Origin of the sequence: Peribacillus sp. YIM B13482 (genome assembly GCF_042787975.1) — a bacterium.
GTDB classification, from domain to species: Bacteria; Bacillota; Bacilli; order Bacillales; family DSM-1321; genus Peribacillus; species Peribacillus simplex_A.
Map to the genome: position 1 here is coordinate 16,985 of NZ_JBHZPF010000005.1, position 18,619 is coordinate 35,603.

The following is an 18,619-nucleotide window of genomic DNA, read 5'->3' on the forward strand; positions in this document are numbered from 1 at the left end:
TGAAGGGGATTATCCCTTCAGCTTTTTTTATCTTTTTGCCAATTGTTTGAAGCAAAAAGCAGGTGAATGATTAGTGAATATCTTTTTTCTTGAATCGGCCGCCCCGAACTTCCGCGATATCCCCAACGGCAAGAAATGCAGAAGGGTCAAAGCTTTTGACTATATCTTTAAGTTTAGCTTCCTCAAGCCTGTTTATTACACAAAAGATGACTTTTTTATCATCACCAGAATAAGCACCTTCGCCAGCTAAAAATGTTACGCCGCGTCCAAGGCGATTCATTATGGCGTCGCCGATATCACCAAATTCATCACTGATAATCCAAACAAATTTGGACTCATCCAAACCAGCGATGACGATATCCATCGTTTTATAAGCTACGAAGTAAGCTATGATCGAATACATGGCGCGATCCCATGAGAAAACGAAGCCTGCACTGCCAAGGATGAATAAATTAAAAAACATGACGATCTCCCCAACGGAAAAAGGGATCTTCTTGCTAGCGAGTATAGCAAGTATTTCTGTACCATCCAATGAGCCGCCATATCGAATGACCATTCCAACACCAATGCCAAGAATCATTCCGCCAAAAGCGGATGCTAGGAGGATATCTTGAGTGAAAGCTGGTACGTGATGAAGCAATGCAGTGGTAATAGAAAGGACTAAAATCCCATACAGAGTAGATAATGCGAAGGTTTTTCCAATTTGTTTATAACCGATAAAAAAGAAAGGAAGATTCAAAACGAAAAGAAAAATACCAAGTTTCCATCCCGTAATGTAAGACAACATAATCGATATTCCCGTTATGCCTCCGTCGATTACGTTATTCGGCACTAAAAAAATCTCGAGGCCGACAGCCATTAAAACGGCACCGATCGTAATTAAAAGTCCTCTCTGTAATATTTGTCTCAGTGTTAATTTTTTATGCTGGGTCTTCTTGTGCATAATTTCTGTTGTACTTGCACCTGCCAGGTCTGACATAATCATGCCCCCCACTCCTTCTCTCTATATACGTTCTATTTAATTATAAACCTATAGGTATAATTAAATAAAGAAATTAACATTCTTAATTAATATATTTCTGAATAATTCTTTTTGTTATTGAGTATGTCATGCGATGATGAAGCAGGTTGTGAATGCTTGTCATTATCATGTATTTTTATTTTACTCTATACAAAAGAATAGTATTTCTCATTTTATTGAATTTATGAAAAAAACTCCATTTTCATGCGATGTGTGGGACACCTAAGATTTAGTGTGTAAATATATAGGAATAAGGAAATAAAAAACCTTGGAGGTACTATGAATTTCCATTACAATATAGGAGAATAGAACGGTAGAGGTGATCAAGAAAAAAATGGAACAATCAATTGTGGCATCAAATCCTGTCCTCTTTATGATTGCGGTACTTTTGTTAATTATGGCGTGTTATACGGCGTTGGATTTACTGACATCGTTACTGACTACCGAGAAATATAAACGCCTATTGTATATAGGGAGCAGCTGCTCTATGGGAGTGGCTATTTGGATGCTTAACTTTGTTGTCATATTAACCCTTGATAATTCTGGGGTGGCAGCATTCAACTTTTTTACAATAATTTTTTCATTAGTTTTAGCGATTGCTCTCGCAGGGGTTGGGTTATTGGCGATATCATATAAAACACAAATACTGCAAATCGTTTTTTGCGGTTTCATGTTTAGTGTGGCAATATTATCCAATTATATTGTGGGAACGTCTTCTTTAAACCACTCTTTGCAATTTAGCATATTGTTGGTCGCCAGTACGCTTTTCAGTGTCTTTAGTTTATTTGTAGCGGCCCTGGCAATATTATTTTATTTTAATAAATTAAGTCAATCCTCACTAAAGCCAGTCAGTACTCTCATGATGAGCGGGGCAATCATTGAAGGGTACTATCTTTTTTTGAGAGTGTTACCGATGGATGGTAAAAATGTAACGGGTGAATTTGTTCCGCTCACTCCTTTTATGCTTTATCTAACTTGCTTTGTCTCATTGTTCATCCTTGCCAGCTTGATTGCTTCAAGTACGATTGTAGGCCGGAGGTTGGCAAGAAGTGATAATACTGTGAGCGATATCCGTTATGCTTTAGATCAATCGGCGATCGTCGCCATCACGGATGCAAAAGGAATCATTACATATGTTAACGAAAAATTCCTGGAAATATCTCAATATGAAGAACATGAACTAATAGGGAAAAACCATTCCATCATCAATTCGGGTTATCATGCAAAAGAATTTTTCACTGACTTATGGCTAACGATCAGCCAGGGCAAAACATGGAATGGTGAAATATGCAATCGGTCTAAAGATGGTGATGTTTATTGGGTGGAAACTACAATCGTTCCTTTTATGAAAAGGGGCAAACCCTATCAATACATTTCCATCCGTTCGGATATTACCAGTCGTAAAAAAGCAGAAAATGCTTTAAAGGGTTCAATCAAGGAACTAGAGGATATGCATTATGCCATCAACCAATCCTCGATAGTGGCGATTACCGATGATAAAGGGGTCATTATTGAAGTAAATGAAAAGTTCTCGGAGGTTTCCGGCTACAAGAGAACTGAATTGATCGGCCATACTCATAATTTGGTTAATTCCGGATTCCACCCAAAGGAATTCTTTGATGAAATGTGGAAGACCATCCATCAACGCAAGGTTTGGAAAGGTGAAATTAGAAACAGGGCGAAAGATGGCAGTTTTTATTGGGTCGATACAACAATTGTTCCATTTTTCAGCGAAGAAGGTAAGCCATTTCAATTTTTGGCACTTAGACATGATATAACTGAGCGTAAACAATCGGAAGAAATGCTCCATCGGCAGGATAAATTGGCTGCCGTCGGTCAGCTTGCTGCTGGTGTTGCACATGAAATACGGAATCCGCTGACCTCCATGAAAGGGTATACAGAATTTTTGCAATTAGATGAAACGGATGAAAATAAACAAGAATATCTAGAAATTATTATGGATGAAATCAATCGTGTGAATGAGATAGTTGAAGAATTCTTACAATTGGCCAAACCACAGTCGTTGATATTGGAAACGAAGAATATTATACCAATCATTCAAAACGTGTTATCCTTGACGGAGTTTGATGCAAGAAAGAAGAAAGTCACACTGGTTTGGGATTGTTTTCACGAAAAAATCCTCGTACAATGTGATGAGAATCGTTTAAAACAAGTCATATTGAACTTCATTAAAAATGGCATGGAAGCCATGCCTGACGGCGGGGTCATAAAAGTCATTACTGAGCTTAAAGAGGATAAAGTGCATATCTCCATAACAGACACAGGAATAGGGATGCCGCCAGATCAGCTTAAGAGATTGGGAGAGCCATTTTTCACAACGAAAAAATCCGGTAATGGGTTAGGTCTCATGATCAGCTTTAAAATAATAGAAAGCCACTTGGGAAATGTCTTTGTCGAAAGCGAGGTTAATAGGGGTACAGCCTTTAATATCGTGCTCCCTACGAAAAAAGCCTTTTCTTAGAAGGCAATGAAAAAGTTGCATGGATATAATGAAATGCGGAATCTGTGGAGTTATATGGTGGTTTAGTAGATACAGCATGGGGGAAACTGGATTTGGAAAAACAAAAGCATGCTAATATTTTTAGCTTGAAGGTATTTTACCTATTTTCATTTTTTGCAGTGGGAAGTTTAACACCGCTATTAAGCGTTTATTTAGCCAATGAGGTAGGTTTGTCTGGTATTGAAATAGGTATGATCATGTCTGTTGGACCGATAGTGATGATCGTTTTTCAACCCTTTTGGGGAATTGTCTGTGATTGGAGCGGAAAACCAGCAAAAATACTTGCAATTACATCGTTGCTTGCTGGTGTATTAGGGTTAGGTTACTTGCTGTTTGAGCACTATTTACTTATAGTATCCGTCGCAATTGCCCTGGCTATCTTTCAAAGCGCCATTATACCAGTTTCAGACAGCATCACTCTTCAATATACAACAAGAATTAAATCGAATTATGGGAAAATCCGTTTATTCGGTTCACTCGGTTATGGTGTGGCCGTGTTTGTAATGGGAAAGTTATCGGAATCCTTCATTGGTCCTTCCGTTATATTTTATGCCTTTTTCTTCGGTCTATTGATCGCAGCTAGTCTTGCTCTTCGTTTGCCTGAAGAGGCCCCTAGAGAAAAGGGAAAACTTTTCGGTGGAATGAAAGAATTGATCACCATGAAACGTTTCCTTATCTTTCTTGCTATAACGTTCTTGATTTTTGGTCCAAACCTTGCAAATAATGTATACTATGGTTTGTTTGTAGAGGCAAGAGGCGGGACATATACAGGAATTGGCATTGCGTTCCTTTTAGCTGTATTGTCGGAAATTCCATTTATGAGAATGGCAGGTACCTGGATTCATAAAATGGGCCTGCTGCCAATAACCTTATTGGCTGGAACGGCTTCATTGGTTCGCTGGGTTTTGTATTTTACGGAACCAAGTTTGGCTACCGTATATGTAACTTCGATCATTCAAGGGTTTTCACTTGGCCTATTCATTCCTGCGGCATTACAATATATTCGGGAAGTCGTCCCGGCCCGTATAACAGTTACAGCAATAACGCTCTATTCCGCCATTGGCAATGGATTGGGAAACTGGTTCAGTACCTTCAGCGGCGGGATAATCTTGGATAAATCAGGGATATACACAGTGTATTTATTTTACGGTTTACTTACACTGATTGGGATGCTGCTCACGGTATGGCTCATGAGGTTAGATAAAAACCTAAAAGTAATGAAGAAAACCACTGGTATATTAGAAAAATAATAGTATTAAATTTTTCCCTTATTGAAAGCGAGAGGCCTTTTCATCTTAAATGGTGAAGAGGTCTTTTTTGCTCGTCCATGAGAGGGAGGCCTCCAATTCGCTAATTGTCAGAATTAAATGTCATTTTCCGAATGCATTTAAATGGATTGCTCCATACATATCCATTTTACTTGGAATAATAATGTTTGGGATGGGACTCACTCTCTCGTTTAGCGATTTTAAAGCTGTATTGAAGCAGCCGATATCCGTTTTTATCGGTGTGGCTGCACAATTCATCATCATGCCTGGTGTGGCATATCTCCTGGCAACTAGCTTGGAACTTTCACCTGAAGTGGCTGTCGGAGTGATCCTTGTTGGATGTTGTCCGGGAGATACAGCGTCAAATGTAATGACATTTTTAGCTAAAGGAAATACGGCATTATCAGTGGCGGTCACTTCTGTATCCACTTTGCTTGCACCGTTTTTAACGCCGGCACTAACCTATTTACTTGCTAGTAAATGGCTGCCGGTTTCAGGAAAAGATATGCTATTTTCTATCTTCCAGATAGTTTTGGTCCCTATTTTATTAGGGCTCCTTGTAAAATTTATTTTTAAAGAGAAAGTAAGTCAGGGAACTAAAGCACTTCCATTGATATCCGTTGTGACAATCGTGGCAGTCGTCGCTGCAGTTGTCAGTTCAAATAAAGAAAAGATACTTGAATCAGGGCTGGCTATATTCGGGGTGGTTGTCCTGCATAATTCAATTGGATTATTACTTGGTTTTCTTGCAGCTAAAGTGTTAAAACTTCCATACGAAGATCAAAAAGCGATTTCAATTGAAGTGGGCATGCAAAACTCAGGTTTAGGTGCTGCATTAGCCACAGCTCACTTTTCGCCACTGGCGGCCGTCCCGAGCGCAATCTTCAGTGTTTGGCATAATATATCCGGTCCTTTGCTTGCGACCTACTGGTCAAAAAGAGCACACAAAATCAAAGGGAGTTCCATTGCGGGGCAGGAATCGTTGAAACAGTAATACAAAAAAAAGGCAGAATGGGTCAAATGAATCCCGTTCTGCCTTTTTTAATGATAGAAGTGGTAGGGTGCCGTTTAAAGAAAGATAGGATGTTAACAATCAGGAGATGGGCTACCTGGATTTTTGGTATCAAGAGCAATCAGTTTTTTATTTTTGGAAATAATATGATTTAATGGAAGGTAGAGAATGAATGGAAGGATGAGTGTTTTTGAGCAAATCAAAAGTATTGGCCGCTACCATTGTATCAGCTCTTCTCGGACTGTTTTTTTTATTTTGCCTAGGATGGGCAATTATTGACCATTATGGAAAAAGGATTTCTGATATGGAAACAATAGAGGAATCCCCCATTAAAAATGATCTGCCTGATGATTTTACGGTTGTGGCGTTAGGTGATTCATTGACGCGTGGTACAGGTGATGAAACAGGCAAAGGCTACGTTGGACTTGTTGTGGAAGAGTTGGAGAGTGAATATAATAAAAAACCGCTCATCCATAACCTTGGAATTAATGGACAGGTATCTAAAGAATTGGCGCAGCAAGTGAAACAACCGGAAGTGAAGCGCCAAATCCAAGCGGCTGATGTTATTTTAGTTACGATTGGCGGTAACGATTTATTTCAAAAAGGCCAGACCCTGCTTGATTATGATAATGAAGCCACATCTGAATTGAGAAGGAATTATTTGGAGAATTTACATGGAATTTTTAAAGATATCAATAAGGTCAATGATACAGCTACCATATTATTGCTTGGCCTGTATAATCCATTTATAGAGTTGGATGAGGACTTTGATACTAACCGCATCGTACGGGACTGGAATAATGAAACGGCAGAAGTCGTGGCTCTTTATAAGAATGCAATTTTCGTCCCAACATTTGATATATTTCAATTGTCGGTAAATGAGTATTTGTATTCAGATAAATTTCACCCTAATCAGAAGGGTTATCGTTTGATTGCTGATAGGGTTGCTCCTTTAATAAAATGGGAGGATGAGGAACGATGAAACAGGTGACGTTGTCTGTTAAGGGCTTGAAAAAAAAGATTGGCAAAAGGGAAATTATTAAAGGAATAGATTTTGAGCTGAATGAAGGTGAGGTATTTGGCTTTTTAGGACCGAATGGAGCCGGTAAAACGACGACGATCCGCATGTTGGTCGGTTTGATTAAGCCATCCTCCGGTTCCATCCATATATGCGGGTATGATGTTCGTCAGGAATTTACGAAGGCAATGAAGCAAATGGGCTGCATTGTTGAAAATCCAGAGTTATATCCATTTTTGAGCGGGTGGAATAATTTGCTCCACTTTGCAAGGATGTTACCTGAAGTTGATGAAAAAAGAATGATCGAGGTTGTAGAACTCGTCGGTCTGCAAGCGAGAATTCATGATAAAGTGAAGACCTATTCCTTAGGTATGAGGCAGCGTCTAGGAATCGCGCAGGCAATGCTTAATAGTCCTAAGCTGTTGATTTTGGATGAACCCACTAACGGTCTAGATCCTGCTGGAATCCGTGAAATGCGACAATTCATTAGAAAGTTGGCTGAAGAAGAAGGCATGAGTGTTCTAGTTTCTTCACACTTATTAGGTGAAATACAACAACTTTGTGACCGCGTCGCAATTATAAAAAGTGGGGAAATTATCAAAACGGATACAGTGGAACGCCTATTATCCACGCAAGAACGGATGATTTGGAGGGTAGAACCTTTACAAAAGGGAGTGGAAATCCTTAGCGGTTTTACCGATATTACCTTAGATCAAAAATATATCATCACAGCTTATGATGAATTCGAAACCCCCGAATGGAATGCTGCACTTAACCAAGCAGGGGTGAAGGTACATGAAATGAACCGAAAGCTTCCGGGACTGGAAGAGTTATTTTTACAAGTGACCGGTGTCGGAGGTGGAAGTATTGAATAACTTGATCCAAAATGAAATGATGAAGTTGTTGGCAAAGAAACGGTTAATCATAATAGGTATCATCGTCGGAATTTTAGTGTTGATGTTCACGTATGCACAATACAAACAAGTGGAAGAGCAGCGGGAGAAGCTGGGAACTGATGATTGGCGTGCAGCTCTTCAGCAGCAGATCATTGATACTCAAAATCGGTTGGGCTCAAATAGGATGTTGGATGAGTGGCGTGAACAGCTGGAAGTAAGTCTGAAACAGCAGCAATATTACCTGGATCATGACATTAACCCCACAGAGCCAGGAGCCGCTACTTTTACTCGCATGTTTTTGGAAAATGCAATTGATTTGTTCATTCCGCTGTTGATCATGATAGTGGCAAGTGATTTGGTTTCTTCCGAAAATAGTCAAGGCACGATCAAGCTTCTGCTGACACGGCCAGTTGAGCGCTGGAAAATTTTATTGAGCAAATATGTAACATTAATTTTGTCAGTTTCGATTATCGTGGCGATGACAGCCTTTTTGGCGTATTTTTTATCAGGGATCGTTTTTGGGTATCAAGGTTGGGGGGCACCTGTAATAACCGGATTCGAATTAAAGGGTGCTGATGTGGATGTCAGTCAAGTAAGGCTAGTGGAACAATGGAAATTCCTTTTGATGGATTTGGGGCTTGTCTGGCTGGTTGCGGTAGTGGTAGGTACCCTTTCTTTCATGCTTTCGGTTTTGGTGCGAAGCACCCCTGCAGGCATGGGCATTATGCTGGCTGCATTGATTTCCGGAGTTATATTGAACAATATGGTTTCATCATGGGAGTCAGCGAAATATTTCTTTATGGTGAATTTGAAATTGACCGCCTATATTAGCGGCACGGCTCCTCCGATAGAAGGGATGACCTTAATATCCTCTGTCATTACATTGCTCGTTTGGTGGGTGCTTGCTTTACTTATTTCTTTTACAGTTTTTACACGCAGGGATGTTTACTGAAAGACAGCCTATATAAATTATAGGTTGTTTTTTATTTTCTTTTACAGGGTATCCTTAAAAAAACAGTAAGTTTTATTAGGAGGTCTATAATGGATGATAATCATTTGAATGAAAAATTCCTGCCAATGACTTCAGTTTCCAGTGGCGATGTTCAGATTGTAAAAGAGGATATATACTGTCTGCCTGTACAAATTGTTAATGTAATTTTTATAGGGTCCCCCAAAGATGAAAAATGGGTATTGATAGATGCAGGAATGCCACGTTCAGCAGAGATGATAAAGAGAGCTGCCGAAGAAATATACGGACCACATCATCCACCTGCGGCCATTATTTTGACACATGGACATTTCGATCATGTTGGTGCATTGATTGAGTTAATGGAATATTGGGAAGCTCCTGTTTATGCCCACATTAAAGAAATGCCTTATTTAACGGGACAGGAAAATTATCCTGAGCCAGATTATACTGTCGAAGGGGGGATGGTTGCTAAGATTTCTTGGATGTTTCCGAATGAGGGAATCAACCTGGATGAAAAAGTTCAACCCCTGCCTGATGATCACAGTGTTTCCGAGCTTGGCGATTGGAAATGGGTCCACACCCCGGGCCATTCAAAAGGACATATTTCACTATTTCGGGAAAGTGACCGAAGTCTGATAGCTGGAGATGCTTTTGTGAATGTCAGGCAAGATTCACTATACAAGGTTATCACTCAGGAGAAAGAAATAGCAGGGCCGCCACGGTATTTGACAACCGATTGGGAGTCTGCCAAGGAATCTGTAAGGTTATTGGATAGTCTGAATCCTGCTGTAGCCGTAACGGGGCATGGGTTTCCTATTGAAGGGGAAGAATTGGAAAGGGGATTATCAAAGTTGGCAAAGGAATTCGATTCTTTAGCTAAACCGGATCATGGGAAATATGTGGAATGAAATGTGTTAGGGTTTGATGAATAATTTCTGTTGAGCAGTCAACAATAAACAAGCAACTAATGAAAAATGGAGGTAATATCTGTGACTACATTAAGAGATATTATGACAAAAGACGTGGATTGTTGCACTGTGGAAGATAATATATATGAAGCAGCAGTCAAAATGAAGGATGATGATGTTGGAGTCATTCCTGTATTGGAGAATAACAAATTAATTGGTGTCATTACAGACAGGGATATCGTTATCCGGTGTGTTGCCGAGAAAAAGCCGAATTCAACTAGAATTACTGATGTTATTTCCACGGATCTTGTAACAGGCACCCCTGATATGTCAGTGGATGAAGCTGAGGAGTTAATGGGGAATGAACAAATCAGAAGGCTTCCTATAATTGAAAATGACCAGCTGGTCGGAGTCGTAGCATTGGGTGATCTTGCTGTGCATCATCAGACAAATTCAATTGCGGGAAATGCTTTAAGTTCAATTTCCGAGGACAGAGATCAAATCCAACATTAAAAACAAAAACTCTGTTAGCGAAAGGCTAACAGAGTTTTGTTTTTAAAAATATTTATTGAACCATCCTTTTATTTCTTCTACATGTTGCAGACGCATTTTTGGAGATCCGCTTCGGGATACTTCATGAGTCTCATCTGGGAAGGAAACAAGTACCGCTTCTTTTTTTTGCCGTTTTAATCCGACAAAAAATTGCTCGCTCTGTTCAATGGGACATCGGAAATCCTTTTCACCGTGAAGTAAAAGTAAAGGGGTATTCACATTGGAAACATATTTTAAAGGTGAGTGCTGCCACAATTTTTCAGCAGAGTTAACGATATCGCCGCCTACTTCCCATTCAGTAAAATAATAGCCAATGTCGCTGACGCCATAAAAGCTAATCCAGTTACTAATGCAGCGCTGAGTAACAGCGGCCTTGAAACGGTTGGTATGACCGATGATCCAATTTGTCATGAACCCGCCATAGCTGCCGCCGGATACTCCCAAATTTTCATGCTCTATAAAATCATACATCGCTAAAACATGGTCAACGCCCGCCATTAAGTCCTGATAATCCATGCCTCCATAATCCCCTCGGCAGGCATTTACGAAGTCCTGACCATAACCCACACTCCCACGTGGGTTAGTGAACAAAATAGTATACCCTTCATTAGCCAAGATCTGAAATTCGTGAACATAGGTATTGGCATACATCATATGCGGACCGCCATGGATTTCTAAAATGAGTGGATATTTTTGATTTCCATTAAAATTGGTCGGTCTCATGATCCATCCGTGTATGGTAAGTCCATCAACAGATGGAAAAGTAATGGGTTCGGCCATGGACAAATGTTTATCCTTTAAAAAATCTTCATTAATAAAACTAATTTGTTCTTTATCCCCATTTGTAAGGTTATAAACAAAGAGATCACCGGGATGAACGGGGGTACTAATGGCCACGACCGCACGATGGCTTTCGGGATCTATAGTCAGGCCGTATATATGCTGCGGATCAAGTATAGATGGATACATGGCTCCTTCAATCGAACCATAATATACGCCAGTATTTCCATAATCGCTTATTAAAAAGTAAAAGCCTTGGCTATCGTTTGTCCATAAAATACCAGGGTCGACTGCTCCGACTTGGAAATCACCGATTGCAGAATCCCCAATTTGGACGTCCCATCCATCGGTTAAGCACTGAATGGATTGATCGAATATGGAGTATAACCAGATATTTGAAAAGGTGGCACCGGCAAATTCTTTATAATGGCCAATAAATGAAAGGTATTCACCATTTGGAGACCATTTCGGATCTTTAAAGAAACCTGTACTATCCGTTAATTTCCGTGAAGAATTCGTTTCTAGTTCCATGATGAAAATATCAGAAAAAAGTTCATCATCACTCTTTTCTGCATCCCCGCTTATGAATGCAATGTGCTGACCGTCAGGGGACCATGCATTCGGGTGATGATCAATATTATTTTCCGTTAGCAATATGGCTTCGTCATTTAAAATGTCCACGATGACAAGCTGCTGAAATAACTGATCAAAATAGCCTCTCCCATCCCATTTATACTTAATCCGGTCATATCTATGAACATCTTTGGATAAATCATTTTCCTTAACTGTATTAAGGCATTCTCCCTCTTTTAATCCTGTAGAAAGCAACAATTTGGTGGAACAAGGAGACCATATAGGTTTTGTTACACCGTTAACGAAATGGGTCAATTGGCGTGCTTCCCCTCCGATGCTCCCAATAATGTGCACTTGTTTTTTTCCAGATCTGTCCGAAATAAAGGCGATATGCTTTCCGTCGGGGGACCATGCAGGTGATGTATCTCGATTATCCCCAAACGTCCATTGCTTTGTTTCATTCGTAATCAGGCTGAACATAAACAGATTGGAAATGTATTTTTCTGTTTTTTCATCAATTCTGGTTTGGACATACACCGCCATGCTGCCATCCGGCGATAGCTTTGGATCGGTCACTGATTTCAAGTGAAATAAGTCTCTTGATGTTATACCTATTTTGTTCATCCTTTTCACCCTTTCATTCTCATTGTTATGTATTTCGCTAAAGAGAAATATAAATCCTTTAGTAAATGGTAAACGCGTAGGGTTTATTTATCAAGAAAGAATGAAATGAAAAAAATCCGGCCTTTTATCAGGACGGATTATCATGCTATATAGGCAAAGAACATAGAATTACTTATGCATATGACCTGTATGTGGGCGATGCGGCGATATTTGAAAATTATGTTCTTCCATCATTTTATAATGTTTTTCAAAATGTGAAAACATTTTATCGGCTTCTTCTTTTGATAGCGCACCATATTCAACATATTTTTCGATCAACTTCTTTTTGTCTGCAAGTATTTGCTGGTGTATCTTTGCAATTTCCGATTTTTGAGCATCAGTGAATTGTACACTTTCCGGTTTTGCTTTAGTTCCATGTGCAGACGGGTAATCCATGTTAACTAAGAATAGGGAACAGGCTGTTAAACAGATGATTAAAAACTTTTTCATGGATGAACGACTCCTTCTTTTGTTTTTGCCTTTTCTATAAAGATCTGCAGAACCTTAAAAACTTGAAAGGCCTTCCTTATGGTGAATGTTTTCAATATGGAAGATTCCTCATTCATTTTTATCTTTTACAGAATTTACAGTTTTATGTAATTTTTTTGGTTTACCCACAAAAGGGTTTGTTGCAGAAAGATATGGGTAATTTAAATGTAAGCAAAACATTCTGAAGAAACTTCTTATAAAGAAAGATCCATTATGAGAAGGGAAGGAAGGGAGATTATAATGCTTTGGACAATTATTGGCGTAATAATATTATTATGGATTCTTGGTTTAGTCTTTAAAGTGGCTGCAGGCTTTATACATATCCTGCTTATCATCGCGGTCATTCTCATTTTGGTTAAAGTTTTTAAAGGTAGGAAGCGAACGTAGATTAGATGTGAAACGAAGTCTTACGCAGAAGATTTTTATAAATAACGATTGCAAAGGGCGGCCTGGTGAAAAGGTCGCCCTTTTAATTTCCCATAGGTGTTAATCATAAGGAAGTGGCTGGCCCAACAGTCTCTTATGAATCCAAATCGCGGCTTGGGTCCCATCCCCCATCGAAATAGTGACTTGTTCGGAATGGGCAACAAGGTCACCGCCGGCCCAAACTCCTGTAATATTCGTTTCTTTAGTGCGGGGATGAATCACGACATGATTGTTTTCGTTTACATGCACACCTAATTGTAAGGCGAGGCCATTATTAAGTTTGTTCCCTTTAAACGCCGTGAATGCCTTTTCGGCTTCAATTATTTTACCAGATACTAATTGTATTGCGGTTAACTGCTGTTTGGCATCTACTAGAACCTCTTCGACTTCTTCCTCGAATACGGGAATTTGATTTTCCTTTAACTTTTCCCTATACTTTTCATCAATTTTTGATTTCAAGTGATTGACGTAAATGATATCCTTTGACCAATATAATAAAGTAAGGGCCATTCCTGCACCTGCATTTCCGCCTCCAAGGACCACGGTTTGCTTATCCATGATCTCATACCCATCACAGTCAGGGCATATATATGTGGATGTCCCAAGGGTTGTATAGATGTTTTTGATTGGAGGGATGTTATCGGTAATGCCGGTACCTAGAAATATCATTTTTGCTTGATATTCCATGCCCTTCTTTGTGTGGATAAAAAACTTGTCCCGCTTTTTTTCAAGAGATGTCACTGTATCTTCCAAAAATTCAACATCGAATTTTTCTGCGTGCTGTCTGCCCAGAGTCCTTAATTGGTGCCCGCTTACCCCATCTGGCCATCCAAGAATGTTATGGTAAGCCTTGGCTATGGAAGAACGGCCTTGAGCAGAATCAATGACAATAATATCATGTTTATATCTTCCGAGCTGAATGGCTGCCTGAATACCAGCTATACCACCACCAACAATAATGCAATCTGCTTGCTTCATGAATACACCGCCCATACAATTTTGGAATAAACCTAGTTTTATTCTAACTGTAAAAAATATACCACTTGTCGCAGGCACCTAAACAAACGCTAGATATGAAAAAGGGAAAGTCTGCCAGCTGGCGAACTTTCCTCGATTTCTCTAATGCCTATTTTATTGGTTCTGTATTGGTTCGAGCCATTCTTGTGCCCAGTTTTGAATTTCTTTCATTACCGGTGCAAGAGCCTTGCCTTTTTCAGTTAAAGAATATTCAATCCGGACTGGTGTCTCTGGATATACGTCCCTTTTTACAATACCTTCAATTTCCAAGTCCTTTAAACGTTCAGAAAGAATCCTGCCGCTGATCGGGAAGGCAGATTCAATATTACAAAACCGTTGAGGGCCATTAAGCAATTGATTGACAATCAATCCAGTCCAGCGTTTACTCAAGATTTGCATTCCTTTTTCAAATCGTGGACAAAGTGTCGTATTATTCATCATATCACCCCATTATTTTTATATTATAATGCATTTACCTCTTATGTAACAACTTTACCGAATATTATTTAGTTACTAGAGATGTTATAGTATAAGAAATTTATGAACTTACTTTAAGTATCATGAATAAAATTTTCGCCTCAGAATTGCCACATTTTAAAAGAAATGCTCTTTTAAAAATGTGTTCCTTTAGAGATACTATGAAAAATATGTTACTTTATTATTGAAGTCAAAGAGTTGCAAATGGAAGGATCCGTGGGAAAGATGAGTGATTTACTGCAAGAGGCCGTATCCTTTATCAGGACAAGTTACCCGGAATTATTGAAAACGAAAGAGGACATAAATGGCAGGATCGAACAAATCAAAAAGGAAATAAATGAAACAGGCAGATATGAACATACATATGAAGAATTGGTTTATGGTGCTAAATTAGCTTGGCGTAATAGTAATCGTTGCATCGGGCGCTTTTTTTGGGAGTCGCTGAGGGTGATTGATAAAAGGATGATTCAAAGCGAGGAAGAAATAGTATCGGCTCTCTTTGAGCATATCGAATACGCTACGAATGATGGAAACATCAGGCCTTTGATTACAATCTTCAAACAGAAAGATCATGATGTAAAAGTGGATATTTGGAATCATCAGCTTATTCGTTATGCAGGATATGAGACAGAGCATGGTGTAATTGGTGATTCAAGTTCAATAGAATTCACAAAGCAATGCATGGCATTAGGATGGGAAGGGAAATTTGGACCTTTCGATCTTTTACCCCTTGTAGTCCAGTTGGACGGAAAAACCCCTGACTTTCATGAAATTCCTGAAAGTCTAGTTAAGGAAGTTCCAATCACCCACCCTGAGTTTACATGGTTTCAAGATCTTCAAATCAAATGGTATGCAGTTCCAATCATATCTGGTATGAGGCTAGAAATTGGCGGTATTACTTATTCAGCTGCACCATTTAATGGGTGGTACATGGGAACGGAGATTGGCGGCAGAAACCTTGCTGATGAAGATCGCTACAATATGCTTCCAGCAATAGGGGAGAGGATGGGCTTGGATATTAAACGTGATTCGAATTTATGGAAAGATCGAGCCTTGATCGAACTGAATGATGCAGTCCTTCATTCGTTTAAAAAACATGGAGTCAGCATTGTTGATCACCATACGGCAGCAAAACAATTCAAGAAATTCGAAGAAAAGGAAACTTCATGTGACCGAAAAGTAACGGGTGACTGGACCTGGTTAATTCCACCGGTGTCTCCAGCTACGACACACGTATTTCATCAGCCGTATAACAATGAAATAATGAAACCTAATTTCTTTTATCAAAAGCCTCCATACAAATAAAGGTTTACATCAACGGGCATTGGGTATATATATATTAATCCAATATTAAGGGGGAAGGTAATGATGGCATTAGGAAGAAACGTAGTATTACTAGGAGTCGGAGTTGCCGGAGTCTCATTTTTTTCAAATAAAACGAACAGAGGAAAAGTGAAGGACATGTGGTCCAATGCAAAAGATAAAACATTAAGTTTTTGGAATAGGAAGGCTTCAGAGCTGGACCCTGTAATTGAAAAGGCAGGTCACCCCGATCCATATGATCATGAAGATAATAAAATGGTAGATGAAGGCGCCATGTATGGTGTTCACTATTATAATAATGCTAAGCATGGATAACGTAATAAAAAATCGCTTGGAGATTCTAAGCGATTTTTTATGGCTTTATTTGATCTTTTTTTAAATCGTTAAATTCAGATGATTGCGAATTTTAAACAGGGTGTTCAAGGTGGTAAATTCGTTATTGTGCTTTAAAAGAATAAGGATTAAGATTAAAGAATCGAAAGGAAGTGGATACGAGTGAGCAGCAGTTCTTATGATCCTGAACCCAGTAAGCAAGAGGAAGCCAATATGATGCTAGAAGTCGAGACTGTTATTCTCCCTGAGTATCTGCTCGAAGAAGGTAAATAAGGCTTTCTCTATAGAAGAGGAGGTCATCAAATGATTGAAATCTACAAGACGAATGAAAACCGGCACCTAAACAATATCGAGGAAATGACAAAAGGTTCCTGGGTGAATATTGTCGCGCCGACAGAAGCCGAAATAGATTATATATGCACGACTTTGAAGTTACCGATTAATTTCATGAAAGATCCGCTGGACGATGAGGAAAGGCCCCGCATAGAAAAAGAAGATGATAATGTTTTAATTATTGTCGACTTCCCATATTTGACTCGGGACGAAGCCGATTTACCCATCTTTGAAACGATTCCCATAGGGATGATCTTTACCAAAGACTGTTTTATTACAGTATCTTTGAAAGAAACCCCAATTTTAGCGAATTTCAAAAACAATAAGATTAAAGGATTTTTCACCAATAAGAAAACAAGGTTTGCTTTACAAATATTATTTGAAATTTCATCCTATTATTTACGGTACCTTAAACAGATTAACAAGATGACTAATGAAGCGGAACGTGAATTGCATCAGTCAATGAAAAATAAAGAACTATATACTTTTTTGGCTTTGGAAAAAAGCCTGGTTTATTTTACTACATCATTGAAATCCAATCGGGTAGTACTTGATAAGATCCTCCGTTTTAATTATTTGAAAATGTATGAAGAAGATAAAGAATTGCTTGAGGACGTAATCATCGAAAATGCACAGGCAATCGAAATGGCAGAAGTGTATCTCTCGATTTTAAGCGGGATGATGGATGCATTCGCTTCGATTATTTCGAATAATGTCAATAATGCCATGAAGTTCCTAACCTCAGTGACAATTATTTTAACGCTTCCGACGATGGTGGCAAGTTTTTACGGAATGAATGTGGAACTGCCATTTGAACATAATCAGTTTGCTTTCATCTTTACATTATTAATTGCCATCACTTTAGCGGGGACGACGGCATTCATTTTTTGGAAGAAGAAATATTTTTAAGAGAAACCGGCTTATAAAGCCGGTTTTGTTTTATTCCTCAAAAAAATCAGAAAATCCATCACTGTTGATTCGATCGGAATAGGGGTTCTCATCATTTACATTCTTTGCATCCAAATTTGTTTTGATGACTAAACGGGGACTCTGTGATGGTTCCCTGATGATACGGTCGTTCAGCTCTTTAAAATCCGGTGCATTCTTATTGCCGGGTTTGTTTGGTTCCAATAAAACCACCTCCATTAGTATCTTTGCAATAAATGATGTGGTGTATTCATGAATATTCTTTGGTTTGGGAAAGATAAAGGAATGAGGAGGAGATCATGATGACCAAATGGAACGAACAAGCCGCTCCCAATAATAATTTAAAGGCAAGTGATTTTAACCAGGATGAAGCAGAAAAAGCAAAAGTGGGTTCAAAAACCATTGATGGGGATCAATTGAATGATTTAAAAATCCAACGGGAAATCAGGAAACAAAATATATAAGAAAAGAGCTTCCTGGGTGCGGTACAATTAACATGGATTATGCAGTGGAAAAACGCTTGGCGGTTAAACCAAGCGTTTTTTGTCCAAAATGAAAGCGGAATTCCATGATGGGATTCATTTTGATCATGAACGCTTTTGCTTTTTAAGTGAAGATGGTTGAGTGAAGGACCCGGTTTCTTTTGTAGTGGTACCTTGCCCCTCAACCTGAGAAGAACCTAAACGGGTTTGTGATGCATCTTTCTTGTGTTTTCCATTCATGTTTATCACCTCGATATTACTTTCCCTATTTCCTTTGCATCCTATACATATTTTGAAGGTGAAAAGGACAGGTTAGAAAGAAGAGGAGGTGTGTGTTGATGTCAAAAATCGGTGTTGAAGAATCATTAACGAATATTCAGGAAGCACTTCGTGAAAAAGGTTTTGATGTTGTGGAGATTAAACATGAAGCTGACGCAAAAAACGTGGATTGTTGTGTGGTAACAGGATTGGATACTAATGTGATGGGAATTAGCGATACTTCATTAAAAGCGTCTATCATTGAGGCAAATGGTTTATCGGCTGATGAAGTGTGCCGCGAGGTTGAAAATAAAGTGAACGCAATTCAATAGTTCAAAAAGTGCCTAACCTTTATCGGTTTAGGCACTTTTT

Annotated in this window: 21 protein-coding genes; 14 read left to right on the forward strand and 7 right to left on the reverse strand. The window is 39.0% G+C overall.

Annotation, left to right across the window (positions count from 1 at the left end):
• Window positions 1–70: 70 nt before the first annotated feature.
• Entirely contained in the window at window positions 71–985 is a 915-nt protein-coding gene (locus ACFX4L_RS04640) for a YitT family protein (RefSeq protein WP_250211669.1), read from the reverse strand.
• 370 nt (window positions 986–1,355) lie between these two features.
• On the opposite strand from ACFX4L_RS04640, the gene ACFX4L_RS04645 reads away from it, so the two are divergent.
• From ACFX4L_RS04645 to ACFX4L_RS04680, 8 genes are all read left to right on the forward strand, one after another.
• Entirely contained in the window at window positions 1,356–3,503 is a 2,148-nt protein-coding gene (locus ACFX4L_RS04645) for a PAS domain S-box protein (protein ID WP_377404041.1), read from the forward strand.
• A 92-nt stretch (window positions 3,504–3,595) separates the two neighbouring features.
• Entirely contained in the window at window positions 3,596–4,792 is a 1,197-nt protein-coding gene (locus ACFX4L_RS04650) for an MFS transporter (RefSeq protein ID WP_375166221.1), read from the forward strand.
• A 67-nt stretch (window positions 4,793–4,859) separates the two neighbouring features.
• Window positions 4,860–5,804 (forward strand): bile acid:sodium symporter family protein, encoded by a 945-nt coding sequence (locus ACFX4L_RS04655; protein ID WP_377404044.1) that lies wholly within the window; start codon window positions 4,860–4,862, stop codon window positions 5,802–5,804.
• Between the two features lie 208 nt (window positions 5,805–6,012).
• Window positions 6,013–6,804 carry a GDSL-type esterase/lipase family protein gene (locus tag ACFX4L_RS04660; RefSeq protein WP_377404047.1) on the forward strand — a complete coding sequence of 264 codons (792 nt, stop codon included), beginning with the start codon at window positions 6,013–6,015 and terminating at the stop codon, window positions 6,802–6,804.
• Entirely contained in the window at window positions 6,801–7,715 is a 915-nt protein-coding gene (locus tag ACFX4L_RS04665) for an ABC transporter ATP-binding protein (protein WP_377404050.1), read from the forward strand. The genes ACFX4L_RS04660 and ACFX4L_RS04665 overlap by 4 nt, the downstream gene beginning before the upstream one ends.
• Window positions 7,708–8,688 carry an ABC transporter permease gene (locus ACFX4L_RS04670; RefSeq protein WP_377404053.1) on the forward strand — a complete coding sequence of 327 codons (981 nt, stop codon included), beginning with the start codon at window positions 7,708–7,710 and terminating at the stop codon, window positions 8,686–8,688. Before ACFX4L_RS04665 ends, ACFX4L_RS04670 begins: the two co-directional genes overlap by 8 nt.
• 89 nt (window positions 8,689–8,777) lie before the next feature.
• Complete coding sequence (locus ACFX4L_RS04675) at window positions 8,778–9,614, forward strand: MBL fold metallo-hydrolase (protein ID WP_377404056.1); 837 nt, start codon at window positions 8,778–8,780, stop codon at window positions 9,612–9,614.
• 81 nt (window positions 9,615–9,695) lie between these two features.
• The gene (locus ACFX4L_RS04680) at window positions 9,696–10,127 is read left to right on the forward strand and encodes a CBS domain-containing protein (RefSeq protein ID WP_377382898.1); all 432 of its coding nucleotides are present in this window, start codon (window positions 9,696–9,698) and stop codon (window positions 10,125–10,127) included.
• A gap of 42 nt (window positions 10,128–10,169) precedes the next feature.
• Here the strand turns inward: ACFX4L_RS04680 and ACFX4L_RS04685 are convergent, their stop codons facing one another.
• Both ACFX4L_RS04685 and ACFX4L_RS04690 read right to left on the reverse strand, forming a co-directional pair.
• Window positions 10,170–12,143, reverse strand: a complete 1,974-nt coding sequence (locus ACFX4L_RS04685) for a S9 family peptidase (RefSeq protein WP_377404059.1) — start codon at window positions 12,141–12,143, stop codon at window positions 10,170–10,172.
• Between the two features lie 168 nt (window positions 12,144–12,311).
• Window positions 12,312–12,632, reverse strand: coding sequence for a YckD family protein (locus ACFX4L_RS04690; RefSeq protein ID WP_377382895.1), 321 nt, complete (start codon window positions 12,630–12,632; stop codon window positions 12,312–12,314).
• 279 nt (window positions 12,633–12,911) lie between these two features.
• Here ACFX4L_RS04690 and ACFX4L_RS04695 point away from each other — a divergent pair, with 279 nt between their 5' ends.
• Window positions 12,912–13,058: a lmo0937 family membrane protein gene (locus ACFX4L_RS04695; protein WP_377404062.1), complete on the forward strand. Its 147-nt coding sequence runs from the start codon at window positions 12,912–12,914 to the stop codon at window positions 13,056–13,058.
• A 99-nt stretch (window positions 13,059–13,157) separates the two neighbouring features.
• Here ACFX4L_RS04695 and ACFX4L_RS04700 read toward each other — a convergent pair whose 3' ends face one another.
• A complete protein-coding gene (locus tag ACFX4L_RS04700; RefSeq protein ID WP_377382893.1) occupies window positions 13,158–14,075 on the reverse strand; it encodes an NAD(P)/FAD-dependent oxidoreductase in 918 nt (305 codons plus the stop codon).
• 153 nt (window positions 14,076–14,228) lie between these two features.
• Window positions 14,229–14,552: a catDE operon transcriptional regulator CatR gene (catR, locus tag ACFX4L_RS04705; RefSeq protein WP_061463475.1), complete on the reverse strand. Its 324-nt coding sequence runs from the start codon at window positions 14,550–14,552 to the stop codon at window positions 14,229–14,231.
• Window positions 14,553–14,795: 243 nt separating this feature from the next.
• Here catR and ACFX4L_RS04710 point away from each other — a divergent pair, with 243 nt between their 5' ends.
• From ACFX4L_RS04710 to ACFX4L_RS04720, 3 genes are all read left to right on the forward strand, one after another.
• On the forward strand, window positions 14,796–15,896 hold the full coding sequence (locus ACFX4L_RS04710; protein WP_377382891.1) for a nitric oxide synthase oxygenase: 1,101 nt from the start codon (window positions 14,796–14,798) through the stop codon (window positions 15,894–15,896).
• 60 nt (window positions 15,897–15,956) lie between these two features.
• Window positions 15,957–16,229 (forward strand): hypothetical protein, encoded by a 273-nt coding sequence (locus ACFX4L_RS04715; protein WP_284470547.1) that lies wholly within the window; start codon window positions 15,957–15,959, stop codon window positions 16,227–16,229.
• 321 nt (window positions 16,230–16,550) lie between these two features.
• A complete protein-coding gene (locus ACFX4L_RS04720) occupies window positions 16,551–17,489 on the forward strand; it encodes a magnesium transporter CorA family protein (RefSeq protein ID WP_089364323.1) in 939 nt (312 codons plus the stop codon).
• Window positions 17,490–17,519: 30 nt separating this feature from the next.
• Here the strand turns inward: ACFX4L_RS04720 and ACFX4L_RS04725 are convergent, their stop codons facing one another.
• Window positions 17,520–17,720, reverse strand: a complete 201-nt coding sequence (locus ACFX4L_RS04725; RefSeq protein ID WP_377404098.1) for a hypothetical protein — start codon at window positions 17,718–17,720, stop codon at window positions 17,520–17,522.
• Between the two features lie 86 nt (window positions 17,721–17,806).
• Here ACFX4L_RS04725 and ACFX4L_RS04730 point away from each other — a divergent pair, with 86 nt between their 5' ends.
• Complete coding sequence (locus ACFX4L_RS04730) at window positions 17,807–17,971, forward strand: hypothetical protein (protein WP_185147890.1); 165 nt, start codon at window positions 17,807–17,809, stop codon at window positions 17,969–17,971.
• 123 nt (window positions 17,972–18,094) lie between these two features.
• On the opposite strand, the gene ACFX4L_RS04735 is transcribed toward ACFX4L_RS04730, so the two are convergent.
• Window positions 18,095–18,229: a YuzL family protein gene (locus tag ACFX4L_RS04735; RefSeq protein WP_089363323.1), complete on the reverse strand. Its 135-nt coding sequence runs from the start codon at window positions 18,227–18,229 to the stop codon at window positions 18,095–18,097.
• 98 nt (window positions 18,230–18,327) lie between these two features.
• Here ACFX4L_RS04735 and ACFX4L_RS04740 point away from each other — a divergent pair, with 98 nt between their 5' ends.
• Window positions 18,328–18,579 (forward strand): YkuS family protein, encoded by a 252-nt coding sequence (locus ACFX4L_RS04740; RefSeq protein ID WP_089363324.1) that lies wholly within the window; start codon window positions 18,328–18,330, stop codon window positions 18,577–18,579.
• The last annotated feature ends 40 nt before the right edge of the window (window positions 18,580–18,619 follow it).